This window comes from Pseudomonas sp. LS-2 (assembly GCF_003605735.1).
GTDB lineage: Bacteria > Pseudomonadota > Gammaproteobacteria > Pseudomonadales > Pseudomonadaceae > Aquipseudomonas.
This window is the reverse complement of sequence record NZ_QXTJ01000039.1, coordinates 64385-85810: the sequence shown is the minus strand read 5'-3', so window position 1 is coordinate 85810 and position 21426 is coordinate 64385. Positions and strand designations below refer to the sequence as shown.

The window sequence follows — 21426 nt, the reverse complement described above, 5'->3', positions numbered from 1 at the left end:
GGAGAACGCATGAAAGCAGTCATCGCAGTATTGGGGCTTGTTCTGCTCAGCGGTTGTGCCAGTGATGGCAGCGCACCGTGGCTGGCGCAGGCGAACGGCGCCAGTTGCGCCAAGCCGACTTCGGATCAGGAACTGGCGCTGAACATGGCGCAGGACATGGCCGACGAAGGTCGACTGCACGCCAGCCTGGCGCACCTTGAGGGTCTGCCGCCGAATCTGGCGGAGGTTCGACTGCGCAAGGCGCGGGTGTTGCGTCTGCTGGGCAGCAGCGAGGCCGAGCCGCTGTACAAGAGTCTTCTGGGAACCTGCCGAGCCGCCGAAGGTGAGCATGGCCTGGGGCAACTGGCAGCCGCGCGTGGGGACAACAATCAGGCACTGGCACATCTGCAGGCGGCGGTGAAGCTTTCGCCCACCGACGAGAAGATCCGCAATGACCTTGGCGTGGTTTACCTCAATCAACTGAAGCTGGAACAGGCGCGGTTCCAGTTCCTGACCGCCATCGAACTCAAGCAGTCCGACACCCTGGCGGCACTGAATCTGGTGACGCTGTTGATCTATCAGGACGACTGGACTCAAGCGGCAGAACTGGTCTCTCGCACCGGGCTGACACCGGATCAGGTCAACGATGCCCAGGCCCGCGCCGACAAACTCAAGAACGCCCCCGGCAGCTCGCCGATCAGGGCTGACAAGGTGGCGGCCGTGATCGATCCATCCGTCGTTGCTGGGAGACAACCATGAACCGCACATTGCTGACCGGACTCGGTGTGCTATTGGTCAGTGGCACTGCCGCTGCCATCGAGCCAGGCCCGTCCTCTGCCACACAGCAACAGACCGAAACCTGGCTGCAGCTGCAAGTCAGCGGCAAGGCCGCTTCATCCATCGCGCAGCCCTCAAGCCCTATCGAGCGCGACCTCAGCATGCAGCGCTGGCTCGACAGCTATCAGCATCCGATTCCGGATTTCTATGAGCAGAAGAAAGGCGGCAGCGTGTCGAGTGGCAGTTCGGGGGGGAATTGATCGTGGCGGTTCTGCTTCTGTCCGGAGGACGCAGGAGCGCAGCTTGCTCGCGATCTGCCGGGAACCGGCAGCAAGTCCTGAACACTCTCGATTATCCAGTACCCCGCAGGTGCTGGTTTTACTGCCGCTACGCGCCAGATCGCCAGCAAGCTGCGCTCCCACGCCCTCCGGGCAGAGTCAAAAGCTACAGCGATCTAGCTGGGCCCATGCAGTTTCAATGCGCAGTCACACGCCCTCGCGCCGCTGCACTGTTCGGCGACAATGCGAGCGCCAGTTGGGTGCGGTTGTGCATGTGCGTCAGGCGCAGGACCTGTGAGACATAGAGCTTCACGGTGTTTTCGGTGATGCCCAGTTCGCAGGCGATCTGGTAGTTGGTCTGGCCCTTGCTCACTAGCTTGGCGACGTCCAGTTGGCGGGGGGACAGATGTTCGAAGATGGCCGGAATTTCAAACTCTGCTTCGGCGTCAGCAGCCGGTTGAGCGAATTGACGCGATTTGTCCAGGTCCTGACAAAGGTCGTCGATGGACGCCGCCAGAAACTGCAATTTGTCGTTGAGGTGCCCCAGATGCTGAACGTTCTTCACGCGATCCTCAAGCGACTCTTCCTGACGTTGCACGCCCAGAAGCAGTTCGTTGAGATCGACAGGTTTCTGGTAGTAATCGGCAATGCCTGCGCGCAGGGCCTTGATCACGTCCTGCTTCTCGGCGCGACCGGTCAGCATGATGGATTCAAAGATACGCTTCTTGCCCGCCAGCAACTTCATGGCTTCGACCAGCTCGATGCCGTTGAGCCCCGGCATGTCCAGATCGCAGAGTACGATGGCGATGCTGCTGTCATCGCGAAACTGCTCCAGTGCCTCGCGGCTCGAATAGCAAGGCACGCAGCGATAGCCGCTGCCTTCGAGAAACTCGCTGATCTCGTCGACGATGAGGGGGTGATCGTCAACCACCAGAACTTTTATTGCCGAATGCTTGTTCACTCGCGACTCCCTGCTGCGACGACTGCTGAACCGGGCCCGGTGTCATGTGAATCCTTCACGGCAACCCACTGTAGGACTGTGAATGGCCGGGCGTAGGACTAAACCTAGTCTCACTTTCTGACTATGTACATAGCGTGTGATGGCGATTCGACTAGTGGAGCCAGACGACCGTCCCGATAAATCCCAGGAACAGAAAGGGCACGAAAGGCTGTTTGCTTGACGCCTGTGGAGCGAGGTTGGGATAGCGATCTCTAAACCCTTGAGTTACATGAATCCAGATTTTTTGACGCGTCAGCAGCCAGATCACACTGGTCATGCCCGCGCCGATAAACGTCCCCAGTATGTGCAAATGATCACTGGCCAGCGCTACCGCCGTCATGAGCTTCACATCGCCCGCGCCAAGCCGGTTCAGTGCATAACCCGGCAGCGTCAAGACCCATGTCACCGCCAATGCCCACCACGCAAGTTTGGTTGGAGCACCCAGCCAACTGGCGCCTTCGATCAGCAGATACCCGAGCGCTAGCAACGCTCCGCCGAATGTCAGCCAGTTGGACACCTTTCTGCGCCGGGCATCCTGATCGGCGCAGACGGCAAACCACAGCAGTATGAAAAGTAAATTCATCGGGTAATAAACGTCCTGTTTTCCGGAAAGAATCTATGCTCCATGCACGGTAGCACTGTCAGGGTAGACGTCGGCATGCGCAGGTTCCCCCGCAATTTTTCCCCTCACACGCAAAAAGGCGCCGCCGCCATCGAGTTCGCGCTGGTGTTCGTGGTTTTCTTCGCGGTGTTCTACGGATTAGTGAGTTACAGCCTGCCCCTGCTGCTCATGCAATCGTTCAATAACGCCACGGCCGAAGCGGTACGTCAGAGTGTCGCCATCAGCCCCAGCACCGCCGGTTATCAAACCGTGGTCCCCGCTCAGGCCCGGCTTGCCCTGAGCTATCAACTGTCGTGGATACCGCCTGCATTCGCCTTCAACGTGGCCTCGGATGCAGACGTCGTCTTCGACGGCAAACTGCTGCGGGTCAGGATCCGATACCCCAAGAGCAAACTGACGCAGGTCCTGCCTGTCCTGACGCTGCCCGGTATCGGTGACGTGCCGAATCTGCCGACCTACCTCACTGCCGAAGCGAGCCTGCAACTTGCCCCTTAAAAATGAAATCCTCAATCGCTGGCTCGGTCGCGCCGATGCGCCTGCCGAGCCCCAGCCCCTGATCGCCGAGCCCGTGTCGCTCAGCGCCGAGTGGCACATGCAGCTGGACGAGGAGGGCCGTGTCACCGCTATCAGCAAACCATTGGGTGGCGCGCTGGGTATCGCTGCTGCACTGACTCCTGCGCAGCGTCTGCTTGGCTATCTGATGCCCAGTAGCGCGATGGTGGTCGAGGGCGTGCCGCAGGACTGGCTGGGGCACATGCTGGATCTGGATTTCAAACGCCCCAACGGCCATGTGCTGCACACCCGTGGGTGGGTTCAGGCCCAGGGAGACAACTGGCTGTTGCAGTTGCTGGACATCGGCGATCTGATGGAGGAAGCCAATGTCGCCCAGAGCCGACAGCAATGTCTGCGCCTGGCCGGGCAGATCGCTGAGAAGGTGCGCGGGTGTCATGTCGAGCGTTTGCAAGCCGTCACCGCCGAACAACTGGAAGAACTTGCGCAGCAGTATCGCGTGCCCTGTCTGGCGCTTGCACTGGCCGAACCGGGCGGTAGCGGCTGGCGGGTGTATGCGCATTGCAACGCGCACACGGCGCCGCAGTTATGGCAGGACGGCCAGCGCCTGGGCACGGATCTGGATTCACTGAATGCCACGGTCACCCACCAGATCGACTTCAGCGCGCCCAGCCGCCAGGTCCATCTTCAAAGTGCGTTCGGCAATGCCGAAGGTTTTCTGTTGCCCCATCACAAGGAGGGCTCGGTCAAGGCATGGCTGTTGTTCGGTTTTTACAGGGCGGCGCAGCAAGTGCCCGAACTGGGCGACCGCGAATGGATGAACCTGTGTTCGGCGCTCGCGGGGCCGATTCTGTACCGTCATGCCGATCAGGCCCACCGCCATCAGCTCGAGCGACTGGCCGTCTTGCAGGACTTGCTCGGCACCGGCTGGTGGGAGTTGTTGCCGGATACCGAAGAGGTGCAACTGGCGCCGCAGTTGGCGCGCACCCTGGGTTTGCCGGAAAACCATGACGTACTGCCCCTGACGACCTGGCTGCAAATGATTCACCCGGCAGACCGACATGAACTGGACACTCGCCTGAGCCTGTTGCGCCACCACGGCACGCCGATGCTCGCGTGTGTCAGGCTGCTTCAGGAGGATCCGGCTCAGCCAGCGATATGGCTGCGCATTCAAGGCCAGATGCTGGTCAGCGGTCAGGCGCGGCGGGTGCTGGGCTTCATGCTTGATGTCAGTGACATCAAGAATCAGGAAACCCAGGCGGCGGCGGCCCATGCACGGCTGGGTAACCTGATCGCGAGTTCGCCGGCGGTGATCTATGTACTCGAATACGATCACGGCAGCCTGAAACCATCGTTTTTCAGCGCCAGCCTGACGCCCTTGCTGGGCTGGACGCAGGCCGAATGCGGCGACGGGCTGCTGACTCAATACATCCACCCCGAGGACCATGACATCTGGTTTCAGCGCACTCGCCAGCTTCTGCGTGAAGGCGTGGTGAGTTGCCGCTATCGCCTGCGCGACAAAAAGGGCGAATACCACTGGCTGCTGGATGAGGCGCGTCTGTTGCGCGATGACCTCGGCATGCCCGTGGAAGCGGTGGGGCTGTGGCTGGACGTGACGGAAGCGACTCAGGCCACCGAGCGCGTGCGCGAGAGCGAGGAGCGCTACCGGATTCTGGTGGAAGATTCGCCTGCGATGATCTGCCGCTACACGCCGGATCTGGTGCTGAATTTCGGCAACCGCCCGCTGGCCGATTATCTGGAATGCACGCCGGCGCAGTTGCCCGGCGTCAATCTGGGCGAGTGGTTTTCCGTTGAGCAGAAAGAGGCTTTTTTGCGGCGCATCGACGAGCTGACGCCGGAGTCGCCCATGAGCACGGCCGAGATCTGTCTGGAGTTGCCGGGCCGCGAACATGCCTGGTGGATCTGGGCGGATCGCGGGGTATTCGACGACAGCGGCAAGCTGGTCGAGATTCAGGCCGTGGGCCGCGACAACACCGAAATCCGCCGCACCCGCATGCAGCTCAACCAGAGCGCGAAAATGGCCACCCTAGGCGAAATGGCGACGGGCCTGGCCCATGAAATCAACCAGCCGCTCAACGTCATGCGCATGGCAGTGGTCAACGTGCTCAAGCGGCTGAGCAACGGCGACATCGAGATCGATTACCTGACCGACAAGCTCAACCGCATCGACGCTCAGGTGCAGCGCGCAGCAAGGGTGGTCAACCACATGCGCGTGTTCGGGCGGCGCTCGGAGATCGAGCAACAGTTGTTCGACCCCATCGACGCAGTGGACGGCACGCTGAACATGCTCAGCGAGGGCATGAAAGGCAAAGGCGTGGGGCTCAGGATTGGCGAGCCAGGGCCGCGGGTGCAGGTGCGCGGGCATGTGGATCAGCTCGAACAGGTGCTGATCAATCTGATGGTCAACGCCCGCGATGCACTGCTCTCCAAGCGGGAAAAGGATCGAGACTTCGAGCCCTGGATCGCGCTGCATGTCGAGCAGGACGAACAGAGCATCTGGCTGGTGATCGAGGACAACGGCGGCGGGATCGACCCGCGTCTGCTGGAGCGCATTTTCGAACCCTTCTTCACCACCAAACCGGTGGGCGTTGGCACAGGGCTGGGGCTGTCGGTGAGCTATGGCATCGTCGAACAGATGGGCGGGCGACTGAGTGTCAGTAACTCCAGCGAAGGGGCGTGTTTCCGCATTGCATTACCCATCGTGCGGGAGTGATTTGCTCGTCCCACGCAGGGCTCCTGTAGCAGTCCGGCTTGCCGGCGGAGGCGGTCTCGAATAAGGCACCGCCGCCAAGCCGGATTGAGGGTAGGCCTGTGTATCAGATGACCAACTGCGCCTGAGCGGGATGGCAGCTGAGGTTGGCGCCGACATCCACAGTCGCCAGGTTGATCCCCAGACTGACCAGCACCTGGTTGAGCAGGGGGTCCAGAATCGGGCTCAACAGCCCGCCGATGGCACTTCCCAGCAGATCCAGAACGCTGCTCAGGGCACCGGTCAATATGCCAAGCAGCAGGCCGATCAATGAAGCGCTTGCCGGAGGATGGTTGATCAGATGAATACTGCCCAAGGTGTTCTGCAGGCTGCCCACCAGATTGTTGCTGGTAAATGAGTGGTAGGGATCAGGCGCCATTTTAATTGCGGCAGGCTTGGGGAAGACGTAAGCCTGAGTCGCGCCCAGCACCGCGCCGTCCGTGGGACCTGTTCCGCCGATCAGCAGGCCCAGCCCGCCCGCGCCGTAAGGCACCCGTGGCTGACAGCCACCGAAGGGTTTGCAACTGGTAATGCCGAGGTCGAGGATGGGCAGCTCCTGAACCACCAGATCGGTCGAGGCAGAGGTCCAGTCTGAACTGTTGGTGATTTGCCCGACCTTCACCTTCACTGCCGCAGTGGTCGTGGAGGCGGTCAGCGTCTTCGTGTCGTCGCTGGCGCAGGTGAAGTCCGTGACTCTGCTGCTGGCGCTGGCAGCCTCAAGGCTGACATCCAGGTTCGCACCGTTGGGCAGCAGCTTTACATCCACATTGAGCCCCAACGCATTGAGCAGGCCAATGACGGTTGATAACAGGCCATTGACCAGGCTAAGGGTGGCATTGACTGCTCCCAAGTCCACGCTGATCAGCGTTCTGACCTGGGCGGTTCTGACGTAGATCTGATTGGGCCCGGTCGGGTTGGCTTTTGCCAGCGCCGGATTGCCCAGCGCAGAGAGTTGGGGCGGCTCGATGACCTTGAGTTTGATCGTGACCCCGACCAGGCCGAGGACGTTGCCGGGGATGGTGGCGAAAGCCGCACTTTGACTATTGGCAACTTGCACGAACGCTTCGACCAATTGGAACAGATTCAGCTGGGTGTCCAGCGCTGCGGCGGGCAAGCCGGTCTGAAGGGTCAGTAAATCCTTTAGCTTGATTTTCGTCCCGCTGGCGATGGCATTGACGCTCAGCAAGCTGTTGATGGCCGCCTGCACTGCCGGACTGCTTTGGGCCAGGACCTTGGTAGATGTGTTCAACAGTTGTGTCACGGAAATGTCCGTGCCCAGCAGCGATGTGTAATCCCCTGCCTTTACACCGACGTCCACGGCCAGTTGATCGAGATAACTGAGCAGGTTGATGTTGGCATTGGTCAGGCCGTTCCATCCCGCCAGCGAAATATTCAGCGTGCCGCCCAGCAGGCCTCCCCAGATCGCGTTCAGCAGATTGCCTTTGTTGCTGTCGATGGTCGCCAGGGTGCTTTTGATCGTCAGCTGCGCCAATGGCGGTAGCGGCGGGGTGGCTACGGCGACGGCAGTCAGTTGCGCCTCGGTCGGTGTCGGGTTGGTCTCAAACATCGCGCCGATGCCTGCGGCGATGCTGCGCGCAATGGAATGGCTCACGGTGACCTGAATCGCGTCTGCTTTCGTGGCATCCACCGCGAAGCTGCGTCGACCGTTGGCGCCGGTCGTGAGGATGCCGCAACGGGTGATCAGGGTGCGGGTATTGTCGGTCACGGTGAAGCCATTGCGCGTAGCGCTCTGCGTCGCGTACGCGTTGGCGGTGCTGGCGCCGATGCAGTTGCCGTTAAGACTTGCGGCTTCCAGGGCAGCCATGTCGGCGACCCGCTGCAGCGTGCGCTTTTCCATGTACAGCCGACCGCTGTCGACCACGACCAGCATGCACAACAAAGCCAGGGCCATGGTCAGCGCAGCCATCAACCCTATGGCGCCACGCTGCCGATCCCGTCGGGCGCAGGGGTACATCAGGGGAGACATCCAGCACTCCTTCGGCAACGCCGTCGCTACTCACCCGAGATGCAGGGGAGTGTAGTCGGCCTGGCGAATGGCTGGATGAAAAACACCTGTAGGCGCATTCCGAGGTTACGAGGGTCGCGAAGGAGCCGTTACATCCACTGCATCTCGGCCAACCAAGCGACCGCATTCGCCACCGTCGTAACCTCCGACAGCTCCCACATTTTTTTGCGGTGCAGTCCAGACAGATGCCACAACACAATCCCTGTAGGAGCAATCCGAGGTTACGAGGGTCGCGAAGAGGCCGGTACATTCACTGCATCTCTGCCAGCCAAGCGACCGCATTCGCCCACCGTCGTAACCTCCGGCAGCTCCCACATTTTTTGCGGTGCACTACAGATAGATGCCACAACACAATCCCTGTAGCAGTCCGGCTTGCCGGCGGTGACCTCCTTCAGATCGCTACCGCCGGCACGCCGTGCTACAGGCGGTTTGTCAATGCGGCGGATACTGCTGCAGGATTTTTTGTACGGTCTGACGCAACGCCAGTTCCCGAGCAGCCGGGTTGGCGTTGCTGTCGCTCATGACCTGTTCGGTGCTGCCACGCCACACCAGTTTGCCGTCCTTGCCGTCGAGCATGTCGATCTGCAGGGTCGAGACCTTGTAATCGACATTGCGCGTTTCGGTGCCGATCGGGCCGCCCCAGTACCCGCCCCACGGGTTGCCCCAATAGCCGCCACCGCCGTAGTTGGTGGTCACCAGCTGCTGACGATTCTCGACGATCAGCCAGGCTTGTACCTGCACGTCAGCCTTCACGCCCGGGGCGGCCATGCGCAACCCGCGCTGATCGAGCTGCTCACCGACCGATTGGCGAATGCGTTGCTCGGTCAGGTCGCTCTTGATCCTAGGATCATTGGGCTGATACTGCAGAGCCGGTTCTTTCCAGGCCCAGGTTCTATACCCGCCGAAGTCGCGCTGTGCGTCGAAGTCACGATTGACCCGATCGGTCTGGCAGGCGCTGAGCAGCAGGGCAACACACACGACAGCGATGCAGCGGAACATGATGGCTCTCCAGACATGTCAAAAATCGACGCAGCGGGTGCTACGACGGTGGGTAGGCGGTCAAGGCGCGCTGCACGGCCTGGCGCAACGCCTTGGCGCGATCCGACTGATCGCCGCCACTGCCGGTTTCGGCACTGGCGCTCCATACGGGCTGGCCGCTGCGTGCATCGAACATGCTGATGCTCACCACGACCACTTGTTCTTGATAGGTCCGCACGATGGGAACGGTGGCATAACCCCCGTAACCATTGCGGTAACCGTTGCCCCCGTAATAACCGGCCCCGACGCCGGAGCCACCGTAGTACGGGTCGTAATAATCGTCTCGTACCTGGCGTATACGGGTTTCGGTACGGGTGTTTGCGGCGACCTGCAAGTCAGCCGCTTGCGGATTCTGCGACGGCCGCAAGCCTCGCTGATCCAGCCCGTTGCTGACTGCTTCGGCCACCTGCGCCGAATCGGCCCATTGGGTGCCCGGCGGCAACTGGCCGTTGAGCCAGGTCCAGTTACGATAGCGCCCGTAGTCTCGGGGCGCTGCGGGGTAGGCACTCATGTCGATCGCGTTGGCAGCCTGTGGCGGGGCAGGTGGGATCGCAGCAGAAACGGCGGTGTAGGGATTGGGGCTCTGACAGGCGGCAAGGCCCAGGCAGAGGGGCAGCAAAGCGAGGCAGCGTTTCATGATGGTCTCCGCAGATAGCCTCAAACAGGTCGGCACATCCAGTGCAGATAACGTCCCAGTCCGGCAAAACTCGGGTGGCGACGATGCGCGAGTTCCATTTCCAGCAAGTCTGACAGTTCAGCTTTAGTCTGAAACTCCACCGGCATGTAGTCGTGGAAAACCCGAACGCCACTCTGGGTTTCGACTCGCCACAGACCCTCAAGTTGCGCCGCTAATTCGCGCGGATCAAGAGGTTGTTGCGGGGTTAGACTCTGTTTTTCACCCGCCAGGTTGTTTCGGCGCATTTTCTTGAAATGGCCCTTGAGCAAATTGCGATAAATCAGCGCGTCGCGGTTGTAGAACGCCAGCGACAGCCAGCCATCGGCTTTGGTCAGTTGGTGCAGCGCAGGGAGGATCGCGTGGGGTTCGGCCAGCCATTCCAGCACTGCATGACACAACACCAGATCGTAAGGCTCGTTCAACTGACCTGGCAGGTCTTGCCAGGGCGCCTGGATGAACGTCCCGGACTGTCCGGCTTCAGCAAAGCGCTGTCGGGCGCCTTCCAGCATGGGTTCGGCGGGCTCGGCGAGGGTGACGTCATGGCCGCGTTCGGCCAGCCACAGCGACATGTGGCCCAGCCCCGCGCCGATGTCCAGTACGCGCATTGGGCGATCCGGCAGCGACTCTTTCAGGTCCGCCTGTAACACTGCGAGTCGAATCGCGCCTTTCGCGCCGCCGTAGATCTTTTCAGCGAAGCGCGTCGCCAACTGGTCGAAATGACGGTCGCTCATTTGCTGAACCGCCGCTCGCTGTCGGCCAGTTTGGCGCGAACCACTTCATCCATGTCCAGACCCAGTTCGCTGCACATCAACAGCAAATACAACACGATGTCCCCCACTTCCTGACCGGCATGGGCCAGTTCGTCTGGCGGCAACCGGCGCGATTGTTCCTCGGTTTTCCACTGGAAGATTTCCACCAGCTCGGCCATTTCAACGCTGGCGGCCATGGCCAGGTTCTTGGGGCTATGGAATTGCCGCCAGTCGTTGGTATCGCGGATGCGGTGCAGGCGCTGGGTAAGTTCGTCGAGGTTCATGTGCGGGTCTCCTGAAGGTGCGTAGCTTCAGGGGGATGAGCGATTGAAGCAAGCGCTCACGAACGTTGTAGGAGCGCGCTTGCCCGCGATGGCGGTGTGTTTGCTACGACGATGACGGCGCAGTCGCCCAATCGCGGGCAAGCGCGCGTCTACAATGCCTGCGCAGCCGACTCATCACTCCGACGCCGGCTGCCAGCTTCCGAGCATATGCACGATCCCTTCCTTGCCCTCCAGCTTGAGCTGGCCATGGGACCCTGCCGCACTGGCCGACAGTGTCACTTCACTGGGCAGGCGTACCGGCTTTGGAGACTCCCCCGAGATATCCACGTTCGACGCCGGTAGATGATCGTCCAGCGCGGCCAGTGTCCGGCTTTTTATCCACAGGCCATGAGCGATGGCTTTAGGGAAACCGAAGAGCCTGGCGCTGCTGTCACTCAGGTGAATCGGGTTGTAATCGCCGCTGACCCTGGCGTACTGCCGACCGATGTCGGCGGGCGCATACCATGTCGCCAATTCGGTCATGGGCAGCGGTGCAGGTTCATAGGCGCCCTCCGGCTCACCTTCGATCTGCACACCTCGGCAGAGCATGGTGCTGTCTTCTTCCCATAGCAGCCCCAAGGCGTCTTCGATCTGAGTGATCAGGCTGAACGTCGCGCCCTTGGCGTGGGGCTTGAGATTGTCCACCCGCACGCTGACCTGCGCCTTGATCACACTCCCCAGCGGGCGCCGGATGCTGATGCGATTATTCAGATGCACCAGCCCCAACAGCGGAAACGGAAAGTCCTTGTCGGTCAGCAGTTTCATTTGCAGCGGAAACGCCAGCACATGTGGATAAGTCGGCGGCAGCAGACTGCCTGGGACGAAACCACAGACCTTGGCGAACCCGTTGACCTTTTCCGGATCCACCGACACCCAGCAACGCAGGCCTTGATCGGGCAAGTGCGTGCCACTGACCTTGCGCCGCAGCGCGGCCTGCATGAACAAACCTGGCAGGGCCGGGGGAGCATCCAGATAACGCCAGTGTGCACTCATCGAGGTTTCTCCTGTTCTCACCTTCACGTCGTAATCGCACATGCGTTTTTGTTCACTCTGTAGCAGCACGGCTTGCCGGCGGCGACGGTCTTGAAATCGCTGCCGCCGGCAAGCCGCACTGCTAGAGAAAGCAGCGTGGCTTCTTACGCGCCAATGACGCTTTGTCCACAGACCCGCAATACCTGACCGCTCACCGAGCCGGTGCCCGGTTGGCTCAGCCATGCCACGGCCTCGGCGACGTCTTGGGGCACGCCGCCCTGTCCCAGCGAGCTCATGCGACGCCCGGCTTCACGCAATGCGAACGGCATGTGTGCGGTCATGCTGGTTTCGATGAAGCCCGGCGCTACAGCGTTGATGCTGATGCCACGCTCTTTCAATGACGGTGCCATGGCCCGCGCCAATCCGATCAACCCGGCTTTGCTGGTGGTGTAGTTGGTTTGCCCGCGGTTGCCCGCCAGTCCACTGATGGACGCCATGAGAATCACGCTGCCGTTGTCGTGCAGTGCGCCGCCATCGATCAGCGCTTGCGTCAGTACCTGCGGGGCGTTGAGGTTGACGTTGAGTACGGAATCCCAGAAGTCCGCGGTCATGTTCGCCAGCGTCTTGTCCCGCGTGATGCCTGCGTTATGCACCACGATGTCGAGCCCGCCAGGAATCTGCTCGATCAAGCGCGCTGCGGCATCCGGCGCGCAGATATCGAGCACCAGCGCCTGTCCTCCCAAGCGCGCAGCCAGGGCTTCGAGATCGGATTTGGCCTGTGGCACATCCAGCAACACAATCTCCGCGCCATCCCGTGCGAGGGTTTCGGCAATCGCCGCGCCGATCCCGCGAGCGGCGCCGGTCACCAGCGCCTTGCGGCCAGCCAGTGGACGGCTCCAGTCCTGCACCTTGGCGGCGCAGGCGCTCAGGCGAATCACCTGGCCGGAGATGAACGCGCTCTTGGGTGAGAGGAAGAAGCGCAACGCGCCCTCGAGTTGATCTTCGGCGCCTTCTTCCACTTGCAGCAGTTGAACCGTGCCGCCGTTGCGCATCTCTTTGGCGAGCGAACGGCTGAAACCCTCGACGGCCTGCTGGGTGCTGGCGGCGAGCGGATCGGCCTGCGCCTCAGGTGCGCGGGCAAGGATCACAATGTGGGCGCTGTGATCCAGATTGCGCAGGATTGGCTGGAAGAATTCGCGTAATTGGCCTAGCTGGCTGGTGTGCAGTAGGGCGCTGGCATCGAACACCACGGCCTTGATTTTCGAACCCTGTTCGGCTGTCCAAGGGTGCGCGCCGCTCACCTCACTGCCGAAACTGAACAGCAGGTCGGTCATGCGCGGAGCAAAGCCGCTGACCTGTTCGGCCAAAGGGCCGCCACTGAGCAGCAATGCGCCTTCCACGGGACGCAGACGCCCGGCCTGCCAGCGCTCCAGACGAACCGGTGCCGGAAGCCCCACGGCTCCAACCAGTCGGCGACCGATGTCCGAGTTGGCGAAGTCAATGTAGCGATCAGATGCCATGGAACACTCTCCTTGAGTCGGGGTTCAAAGAGTGGACCACATCAGCCTGCAATAAGTCCTACGCTCTTCAGTCGAGCTATTCACACAAGAAAGGGAGATTTCAATGAGTCAGACACGCCGCGTGGCCATCATCGGGGGGAATCGAATTCCTTTCGCCCGTTCCAACGGCGCGTACGCCACTGCCAGCAATCAGGAGATGCTGACCGCAGCGCTGGAGGGCCTTATCGAGCGGTTCAATCTCCATGGGCTGCGCATGGGGGAAGTGGCGGCGGGGGCTGTGCTCAAGCACTCCCGGGATTTCAACCTGACCCGCGAATGCGTGCTCGGCTCGCGGCTGTCGCCACAAACTCCGGCCTACGACATACAACAGGCCTGTGGCACCGGGCTTGAAGCGGCGTTGCTGGTGGCCAACAAGATCGCGTTAGGACAGATCGAATGTGGCATCGCGGGCGGCGTCGACACCACGTCTGACGCGCCCATCGGTGTGAATGAGGACTTGCGACAGATTCTGTTGCAGGTCAATCGCAGCAAAACCACCGGCGACAAAATCAAGGCGCTCAGCCAACTGCGCCCGCACAACCTCAAGCCCGAACTGCCACGCAATGGCGAGCCGCGCACAGGGCTGTCGATGGGTCAGCATTGCGAGTTGATGGCTCAGACCTGGCAGATCCCTCGCGATGCGCAGGATCAACTGGCGCTGGAAAGCCATCAGAAAATGGCGGCGGCCTACGCCGAAGGTTGGCAGAGCGATTTGATGACCCCGTTTCTCGGGCTGACTCGCGACAACAACTTGCGTGTCGATGCCAGCCTGGAGAAGCTTGCATCCCTGAAACCTGCATACGAGCGCAGCGCCAAAGGCACGCTGACAGCGGGCAACTCCACACCGCTCACCGACGGCGCGTCACTGGTGTTGCTCGGCAGTGAGGAGTGGGCGCGCGAGCGCGGTCTGCCAGTGCTCGCTTACTGGCGCGACGGCGAGGCAGCGGCCGTGGATTTCGTTCGAGGGGAAGAGGGACTGCTGATGGCGCCGGTCTACGCGGTGCCGCGTTTGCTGGCCCGCAACGGCTTGACGTTGCAGGACTTCGACTATTACGAAATCCACGAAGCGTTTGCTGCGCAGGTGCTCTGTACGTTGAAAGCCTGGGAAGATGCGGACTACTGCAAGACCCGGCTGGGCCTCGACGCACCATTGGGCTCAATCGATCGCAGCAAGCTCAATGTCAAAGGCAGTTCGCTGGCAGCCGGTCACCCGTTCGCGGCAACGGGCGGTCGCATCGTCACCAACCTCGCCAAGCTGCTCAGTGCCGCAGGGCAGGGACGCGGGTTGATCTCCATCTGTGCGGCGGGTGGGCAGGGCGTGACGGCAATCCTGGAGCGGTAGATGGATGCGGGACGGAGGTTGTTGGCAATTCGCATGAACTTGGCGATCACCTGTAGGAGCGCGCTTGCCGGCGACGGCGGTGGGGCTGGCACGTAAAGGTAATCTGACACACCGCCTTCGCGGGCAAGCGCGCTCCTACAGGTTTGATGTCGTTCTGGATAAACTGCCGTCCACACCACCCAAGGCCCGCCCATGCCGAGCAACGGACATCCTTCGCGCAATCCCGAGACGCTGCGACTCGTTCCCAGCCTCACCGATCTGCCGCGCCCGCTGTACGCTCGCGCCGAAAGCCTCAGCGCAGGGTCATGGACCCCAACCCATCGCCATGACTGGGTGCAGTTTTCCTACGCCATCAGTGGCGTTCTGGGCGTCCATACCGAACAGGGCAGTTTCTTCGCGCCGCCGCAGTGGGGCGTGTGGATTCCGGCCGGGCTGGATCACGAAGTCGTGACCTCCACCCGCGCCGAAATGCGCAGCCTGTATGTGCGCACGCAGGATTCTCTATGGGCACCGGACCGCTGCCGGGTGCTCGAAGTCACGCCCCTGGCTCGCGAACTGATCAAAGCCTTCTGCCTGCTGCCCGCCGATTATCCTCAGCAAGACAGCCATGAAGCGCGCCTCGTTCAGGTCCTGCTCGATCAACTGGCGAGCCTGCCGGAAGTCGGTTTCTCCCTGCCGTTGCCACGTCATACAAAGTTACTGGCCCTGTGCAACGAACTGGTCGAAGAGCCGAGCCAGTCGATCACGCTCACTGACTGGTCACAACGCCTGAACATGTCGGAAAAGACGCTCATGCGCCTGTTCCAGCGCGAAACCGGTCTCAGCTTTCGGGGCTGGCGGCAGCGTGCGCGACTGCTGGCCTCGCTCAATGCATTGGAGGAGGGCGACAGCGTGACCACCACGGCGCTCAACTGTGGATACGATTCCACCTCCGCGTTCATCGCTGCCTTCAAAGGCCTGTTCGGGTTTACGCCCGGAGAGCTTTTCCGCGCCTGATACCAACACCTTGGCCTCGGTCGAGAAAGGTGGACTGCGGGCCCACCTTGAATTCATCCGCAATCAGGCGACAGTGCCCTCGATCGTGACCGAGGTGTCTGTCGTTGATCCTCTGTCGGGGATGGTGATCCCCTTCGAGTCTTTAACGTTGGTAATCGTAATGGTAACGACGGCAGGCCCATTACTGATCGCATAGCTCGTTACAGGAAACGCCTGTCGCGTCGCGCCATTGTCGAACGACACTTCAAGTATCAGGCGCAACGTTGACGCGTCGGCAAGGCCCTGAAGATAGCTGAGCGGAACCTTCGCCGTCTGCGGCCCTGTGCCGGTGATGGGAAACGCCTGCCATGCAGGAAGATCCAGATTGTTCGAGCCCTCCAGGCGCAGCCACAATCGTTGCCCTGCAAGCATCAGTGGCCATGCCGCGACTGTCACGTCGGCATCTGCGGTCAATCCCGAAACGTTGAGCTCGGCCCCTGCAGCCTGAGTAATCTGTGGTGCGGGAAGCTGAGCTGCCGGGATTGGCTGGACCTGAAGGCTCAGCGTCTCGGAAATCGTAGTGCCGTCCGGGCGAATGACCGCATAGAGGACCGGGACGGTCTTGCCGATGGTTGCCGCCACATTGGCAACCGGCACATTGAACGTGACCTTCTGAAAAATGCTTCCGTTCACGGGGGGAAGCGTCTCGTCACCGTTGAAGGACAGTCCGATGATGTCTGAAGTCACCATTGATGGGTAGGTGACTTCCACCTGCACGCCGCCCGAACCCAGTAATGGATCAAGGATGCCGGCGGGGGCCTGGGTTACCGTTGGCGCAGCAAAGTTCGGGTTTTGCAACGTGCTGGTTGAACGGGACAATGTGGCCAATGCAAACGCGGCCGACAAGGCTTGTTTGTGTACTTCGGTTATTTGAGTCATGAGGTTCTTCCCTGGTGAGGTGCAGGCTAAATGCCTTTCATTAGAAAGTTGTCCCACAGCGTCCAGTCATTGTTCTGGCTGGTGATTTCCATATAACGAACCGCATTTCCGGTACTCGTGTAACTGACCTGTTGGTTAGTAAGCTTCTCCAACAGCTGTGAATGCAGCGGTGTCTTGTTGGTGTCCAGATAGCGAATCGCCGTGCTGTTGGCTTCCACTCCATGCACATCGCACACGATGGCCATGCATTGTTTGACGAACTCGATTTCGATCACCTGGGCGCCTATGTTGGCGTAGCTGACCTGAAATACGGGATTCACGAAATTGGCCGACGCCTCCGGAGGAAGAACGTACCCCGGCGCAAAACCCGCTCGTCCTGTCCCTGAAACGAATCGGATCGTCATGTTCGGTGTGCTGACCGTCCCGCCTGCGGTAATGAGATCCCCTGTATGAGTCGAAAAATCGTCGATGATGTCGGCGACGCCCGTCACGTCGTACGTCGTGGCCGGGGAATCGAGACTGCTGGTGCCCCCGCTCGGGGTGACCTGATATTTGATGGTCAGTTTGCTGTCCAGAAGAGGGTCGAGATTGGTCCGGTCCACTTCAAAAGCGTGATCGCGGTTGTCTTCTCCCGGCTGGACGAAATAGTCCTCGGCGTAATTAACGGGCGTCCCGTTTTGTGTGACGCCAGTCCAGATCAGGCTGATCTTGTCACCCGTATTCTTGCCCAGCCAGGGCTTCACGATGACGTGGACCTTGCCATCAACGATGTCCTTCAGATCAATGACTCGTGTGCCATTGGCTTCACGGACGCTAGCCGCCTCCAGCACGATCCCGGTCAGCGTGATGGCGGCCCTCCTGGAGCGACGTGTCAGACCGTTGAGTTGCAGGACGACATAACTGGTTATCGCCGAACCGCCCGCAATCGATTTGAGGTGGGCATTGGGGATGTCGAAGACAGGTTTGGGGTCGAAATCCGGATCACCGACCGGTTCTGGGCCAAGGGTCAGAACAGTCTCTGTAGCCCCAAGCTTGCCCGTCCAGGTGAGGGTGATCAGGTCGCCCTTGGCGGCGCTTGAATAGTTTGGAATCAGCACATGCGCGTCAGCGGTGCCCAGCGCAGTCAAGTCAAGTTCAAGAGTGTCCGGGTGGGCTTCGCGAACACGAGGGGCTGTCAAGGCAGCCGGATCGATATCCACGTCAGCGAACGATGGCAGCGAAGGCAGCGAATAGTTGTCTACGATGTCGCGAATTTCGTAGCTCACTGGCAAGTTCGGATTACTACCGCCTTGTTCCAGCGCTGCTCGAGGGATGAGAACCCGCTGAGGCGCGCCGATTGACGTCAACTTTGGGTGATCGACGCGCACCCCGCTCCAGATCACCGTCAGCTCGTCCCCGATCGCCATGTGTTCCCAGACCGGCACTTCGACATTGACTGTCGTGTCGACGCTGCTGATGACGCGCGGATCAATGATGGCCAGCGCCAGGTTTTCGTTCACGCCTGTCAGGGTGTCGGGGTCCAGCCCGCCCGGTACCAGTCGATTGACCGCAATGGTGCGCACAGGAGAAGTTCGTGTCTCGCCAGCGCTTGGATCATAAAGCGTGTAATACGCCTCGCCCTGATCGTTGCTTCCACTGATCTGTAAGGGAGGCACGCTGAAACTGAGCCAGCCTTTGTCGATTGTCGGTTGATCGAGCAGATACTGTTGGACCTGCACGCCATCCCAGAACAGCGTGACAACGTCATTGATGCGTTTAACATCAGGCAGATGGGCAATCAACGGCACCGGGACCGAAGGGTCGTAGAGCTGGTGGTATCCCAGCCCCCGTCGGGTATTTTCCGGCACGTCATTGATGGAAGTGAACACCAATGGCTGAAGTTCATCGGCCCTCAGATTTTTGCGAGAGGTGTTGATGTCCATGACATTCATCCTTGAATCGGCAAGAAGACCGTCCAGTACTGCATGTTCTGGACGGTGGGTTGTACGGATGGCGCTCTTGTGTGCTGGCTGTCAAGGCAGCGTGCATGTTCCCCCGGAAATGTTGAGTGCGAACAGGATCAGCGTGTCCGGAGCGTTTTTGCTGATGCCTGCTGCGTTTCGGATCGAGTACTTCGTGACGGCCAGGTTGCGGCAGACGTAGTACGACTTGGAGTACGGCAGCGAGATTTCGTAATACCCCCTTGTCATGTCTGCGGCGAGGATGACGTAATCGACCACCGTGATCCGCGATTCGGGGATGATCGGCCCGGAGGGGTCGTTATCGTGACCTGGGCCATCGAGAGGATCGTTCACACCGTAGAAATCGACCGAGATGAAATCGCCGGCCGCCACGTTTTCCAAAGCCGTGCCGGCAGCGTTGACCAACGGGATTCGGAACGTTGTTCCGTCGATCCCCCGAGCGCGTTGAAGCACCCGATAAGGCGATCCGTTAATGGGAGCAACCGTCTCGGGGAAGTCTGCCACCGCCAGAGGGTTCGTGCCCCCCGGAGCCTCACCGGGCGATTGAACCGTGACAGTTTGCAACGGTGATCTGGCAGTGACGAGATTGCCGTTACCCAGGTCGCGAGTAAGCTCGTAGTAGACAGGGATTTCACCAGTGCCCTTGCTGTCTATGAACGCTGCGGTGACCGGGACGATGATATTCGAGGGCTCGTTAGCCGCCGTGATCGGGATCGGGGCCGGGTCAGCTGGAGGGGTTGTACCCCAGAAGACCTGTAGCGTGTCACCCACTTCCCAGATGACGTTGTTGTCTACGCCCGCGCGCGAAACGGTCAGTTTGGCGGCTGATGCATAGGCCTCGGGTGGAATGAGATTGTTTTGGCTGCCCGGAAAGTCACTGAGCACGACCGGCGGCCGCATATTCTCGTGTTCTGGCGTTTCCGGAATTGGATCGGGGTCAGGCCCGCCGGGTGTTTCCAGGTTAACGTTGATGTACTGGATGGGCGACGTCACCGCCGGGTTGCCACTGGCGGGGGATATCCGGTAACTGATCGGAATATTCGGGCCCGGCGTGCCGGCAATGATGGACTGGAAGGGGACTTCGATGTGCAACAGATAGCCGTTTGTAGGCGCATCATCGATGTCATCTTGAGTGACTTGCACGGGCGCCAGTGTCTGGCCGTTCCACAGGACGTATATTCTGTCGCCCACCGCGACGTTGAGGTACGTCGGGATGTGCACGGTCGTTTCAGGATTGGCTTCGGTCCAGATCAGCAAGCCGGTCCCGGGAGGTGCGCCGCTTCCGTCTTCGGGGTTGTAGGGAGCGGCCTCGGGAATCAGCGGTCGTTCGACATCGCCGGGCACTCCTGCCAGGTACACATTGATTGCGGTGGTTTCGGACAAGTTACTGATGTTTCCGGCCCAGTCCGTTACCCGATAACCGAAATACACCGGGTTCGATCCCACTGCCAACAGATCGGCTCGTGGAAATGTCGCATCAAGCCCTGCGCTTGGGTCTGTGATTGCCGGGGGGTTGGAGGTCAGGTAGCTACCCTGCGCCGCGTTGGGGCCTGTTCCGAGCCAAAGCTCTACCTGATCGTCGTAGTCATCGTCGAACCATGCCGAGATATGGACGATCAGTCCGTCCTCTGTCAGATCAAGTTCATCCTCGGTGATGCCATCGAGTTGCGCCGGGGTGAATGCGATTGCTGGCGGCGTGGGCGGGGTTCCACCAGGTGCATGTCTATCGATGATCAGCTGAATGGGTTTTCCTGACGCGTTATCGTTACCGGAGAAGGGGTCGAAATAGCTGTAATCGACCTGCAGGACATCGAACCGCGCAGCGCTGATCGGGGGCAGATCAGTCGGGGATATCTGAAGGATGAATTCACTGCCCGAGGGATCCACCTCGACGGTCGGTCCAACCGGGACGCCATTGAACGACAACTGAGCGACGTTTCCCTCAATGGGAAGCAGCGGCGTGTTAACGATGAAATCGATAGGGGCGGTCAGTCGATCTATCGTGATGCGCCCGTCCCGAGGTCTGAGGTTTTCAATTCGTCCTTGAAACAAATCCGGATTCTGTCTGCGTCTCACCACGCGTGGGAACCAAGTCGCCCTCGTTTTTTTGGGGGGGCGAACGGAAGTCTTGCCCTTTAGATGCACCTCAATCCTGCGAGCGGGCGAAACGGCCGACGTGTTACCCAGTTTGTCCTTGAGTTGATAGCCAAAAAACTGCGGGATATCGCCCAACGCTCCAAGTGCGGTTTGTGGAAATTTGACAGTAACGGGACGTCCGACGTCGTCGGGCTCAATGCTGATGATTGCATCATTCACTAGGCCGCTGGCCGCATTGTTGTCGTCGGGAGGGGTGCTGGCCAGCCAGGGTGTCAAGCTATCCCCAGGCGCCATCTTTTGCCACGGGGAGAGGTTCACTTCCAGATGGCCATCAATGATGTCGGCGGGATAAATACCTTGTAATTGATCCGCGGTGAACCCGAGATAGGGCAACGTGTTACCACCGGGTGGCTCTTTATCGAAAAGCAGAACATACCGGTATTGAGAGATGGTGGTCAGGTCGTTAATCGGGTCATGCACTTGGTAGTTGAGGTCATAATGACCCAGCGGATTGCCGCTGGGGAAGTCACTGCTGGCAATCGTGAATTCATATTTGACGCTGAGGTCACCGGCTTCTGCGGCAGAGACCGTATGCGGATTCCCGTAGCCCACAGTATTGACCATCAGCGTGATCGTAAAACCTTCCAATATGGCAGAGCTGTTGGGTACTAGAACCTGCAAATCCTCGTTCCACTTGTCGTGGGGCAGCGTGCGGTCTTCATCGGCAACGGGTACTTCAAGCTCCAGAAGCGGGTCAGCCTTAGACGTGGGAATGCGTTGAGTCTTCATTACATTTGCTTCCTGCAAGAGTGAATGAAGTTTGAGTATTGGGG

At 60.3% G+C, this 21426-nt stretch carries 18 protein-coding genes; 6 read left to right on the top strand and 12 right to left on the bottom strand.

Annotated elements, in window-relative coordinates:
* The first annotated feature begins 9 nt into the window (after window positions 1-9).
* Entirely contained in the window at window positions 10-738 is a 729-nt protein-coding gene (locus D3M70_RS21725) for a tetratricopeptide repeat protein (RefSeq protein ID WP_120127702.1), read from the top strand.
* Window positions 735-1016 (top strand): DUF3613 domain-containing protein, encoded by a 282-nt coding sequence (locus D3M70_RS21720; protein ID WP_120127701.1) that lies wholly within the window; start codon window positions 735-737, stop codon window positions 1014-1016. Before D3M70_RS21725 ends, D3M70_RS21720 begins: the two co-directional genes overlap by 4 nt.
* Window positions 1017-1230: 214 nt before the next feature.
* Here D3M70_RS21720 and D3M70_RS21715 read toward each other — a convergent pair whose 3' ends face one another.
* Window positions 1231-1995: a response regulator transcription factor gene (locus D3M70_RS21715; RefSeq protein WP_120127700.1), complete on the bottom strand. Its 765-nt coding sequence runs from the start codon at window positions 1993-1995 to the stop codon at window positions 1231-1233.
* 151 nt (window positions 1996-2146) lie between these two features.
* Entirely contained in the window at window positions 2147-2617 is a 471-nt protein-coding gene (locus D3M70_RS21710) for a prepilin peptidase (protein ID WP_120127699.1), read from the bottom strand.
* 75 nt (window positions 2618-2692) lie between these two features.
* Here D3M70_RS21710 and D3M70_RS21705 point away from each other — a divergent pair, with 75 nt between their 5' ends.
* Together D3M70_RS21705 and D3M70_RS21700 are read left to right on the top strand one after the other, a co-directional pair.
* Entirely contained in the window at window positions 2693-3151 is a 459-nt protein-coding gene (locus D3M70_RS21705) for a TadE/TadG family type IV pilus assembly protein (protein WP_120128388.1), read from the top strand.
* Entirely contained in the window at window positions 3141-5900 is a 2760-nt protein-coding gene (locus D3M70_RS21700) for a PAS domain-containing sensor histidine kinase (RefSeq protein ID WP_256659949.1), read from the top strand. The genes D3M70_RS21705 and D3M70_RS21700 overlap by 11 nt, the downstream gene beginning before the upstream one ends.
* A 103-nt stretch (window positions 5901-6003) precedes the next feature.
* Here D3M70_RS21700 and D3M70_RS21695 read toward each other — a convergent pair whose 3' ends face one another.
* The 7 genes from D3M70_RS21695 to D3M70_RS21665 form a co-directional block, all read right to left on the bottom strand.
* Window positions 6004-7923, bottom strand: coding sequence for a pilus assembly protein TadG-related protein (locus tag D3M70_RS21695; RefSeq protein ID WP_256659948.1), 1920 nt, complete (start codon window positions 7921-7923; stop codon window positions 6004-6006).
* Window positions 7924-8394: 471 nt separating this feature from the next.
* Window positions 8395-8961: a DUF4136 domain-containing protein gene (locus D3M70_RS21690; protein WP_120127698.1), complete on the bottom strand. Its 567-nt coding sequence runs from the start codon at window positions 8959-8961 to the stop codon at window positions 8395-8397.
* A 40-nt stretch (window positions 8962-9001) separates the two neighbouring features.
* Window positions 9002-9637, bottom strand: a complete 636-nt coding sequence (locus D3M70_RS21685; RefSeq protein WP_120127697.1) for a DUF4136 domain-containing protein — start codon at window positions 9635-9637, stop codon at window positions 9002-9004.
* Between the two features lie 20 nt (window positions 9638-9657).
* Window positions 9658-10407: a methyltransferase domain-containing protein gene (locus D3M70_RS21680; RefSeq protein ID WP_120127696.1), complete on the bottom strand. Its 750-nt coding sequence runs from the start codon at window positions 10405-10407 to the stop codon at window positions 9658-9660.
* On the bottom strand, window positions 10404-10709 hold the full coding sequence (locus D3M70_RS21675) for a nucleotide pyrophosphohydrolase (protein WP_120127695.1): 306 nt from the start codon (window positions 10707-10709) through the stop codon (window positions 10404-10406). The genes D3M70_RS21680 and D3M70_RS21675 overlap by 4 nt, the downstream gene beginning before the upstream one ends.
* 174 nt (window positions 10710-10883) lie before the next feature.
* The gene (locus D3M70_RS21670) at window positions 10884-11741 is read right to left on the bottom strand and encodes a MaoC family dehydratase (RefSeq protein ID WP_120127694.1); all 858 of its coding nucleotides are present in this window, start codon (window positions 11739-11741) and stop codon (window positions 10884-10886) included.
* Between the two features lie 143 nt (window positions 11742-11884).
* Entirely contained in the window at window positions 11885-13240 is a 1356-nt protein-coding gene (locus D3M70_RS21665; RefSeq protein WP_120127693.1) for a 3-oxoacyl-ACP reductase, read from the bottom strand.
* Between the two features lie 103 nt (window positions 13241-13343).
* On the opposite strand from D3M70_RS21665, the gene D3M70_RS21660 reads away from it, so the two are divergent.
* Both D3M70_RS21660 and D3M70_RS21655 read left to right on the top strand, forming a co-directional pair.
* On the top strand, window positions 13344-14621 hold the full coding sequence (locus D3M70_RS21660) for an acetyl-CoA C-acetyltransferase (protein ID WP_120127692.1): 1278 nt from the start codon (window positions 13344-13346) through the stop codon (window positions 14619-14621).
* Between the two features lie 192 nt (window positions 14622-14813).
* Window positions 14814-15617: a helix-turn-helix transcriptional regulator gene (locus D3M70_RS21655; RefSeq protein WP_120127691.1), complete on the top strand. Its 804-nt coding sequence runs from the start codon at window positions 14814-14816 to the stop codon at window positions 15615-15617.
* Between the two features lie 63 nt (window positions 15618-15680).
* On the opposite strand, the gene D3M70_RS21650 is transcribed toward D3M70_RS21655, so the two are convergent.
* The 3 genes from D3M70_RS21650 to D3M70_RS21640 all read right to left on the bottom strand — a co-directional run bounded on the left by D3M70_RS21650 (window position 15681) and on the right by D3M70_RS21640 (window position 21382).
* Window positions 15681-16535, bottom strand: coding sequence for a hypothetical protein (locus tag D3M70_RS21650; RefSeq protein WP_120127690.1), 855 nt, complete (start codon window positions 16533-16535; stop codon window positions 15681-15683).
* A 26-nt stretch (window positions 16536-16561) separates the two neighbouring features.
* Window positions 16562-18457 (bottom strand): hypothetical protein, encoded by a 1896-nt coding sequence (locus D3M70_RS21645; protein WP_120127689.1) that lies wholly within the window; start codon window positions 18455-18457, stop codon window positions 16562-16564.
* Window positions 18458-18547: 90 nt separating this feature from the next.
* On the bottom strand, window positions 18548-21382 hold the full coding sequence (locus tag D3M70_RS21640) for a hypothetical protein (protein ID WP_120127688.1): 2835 nt from the start codon (window positions 21380-21382) through the stop codon (window positions 18548-18550).
* Between the last annotated feature and the right edge of the window lie 44 nt (window positions 21383-21426).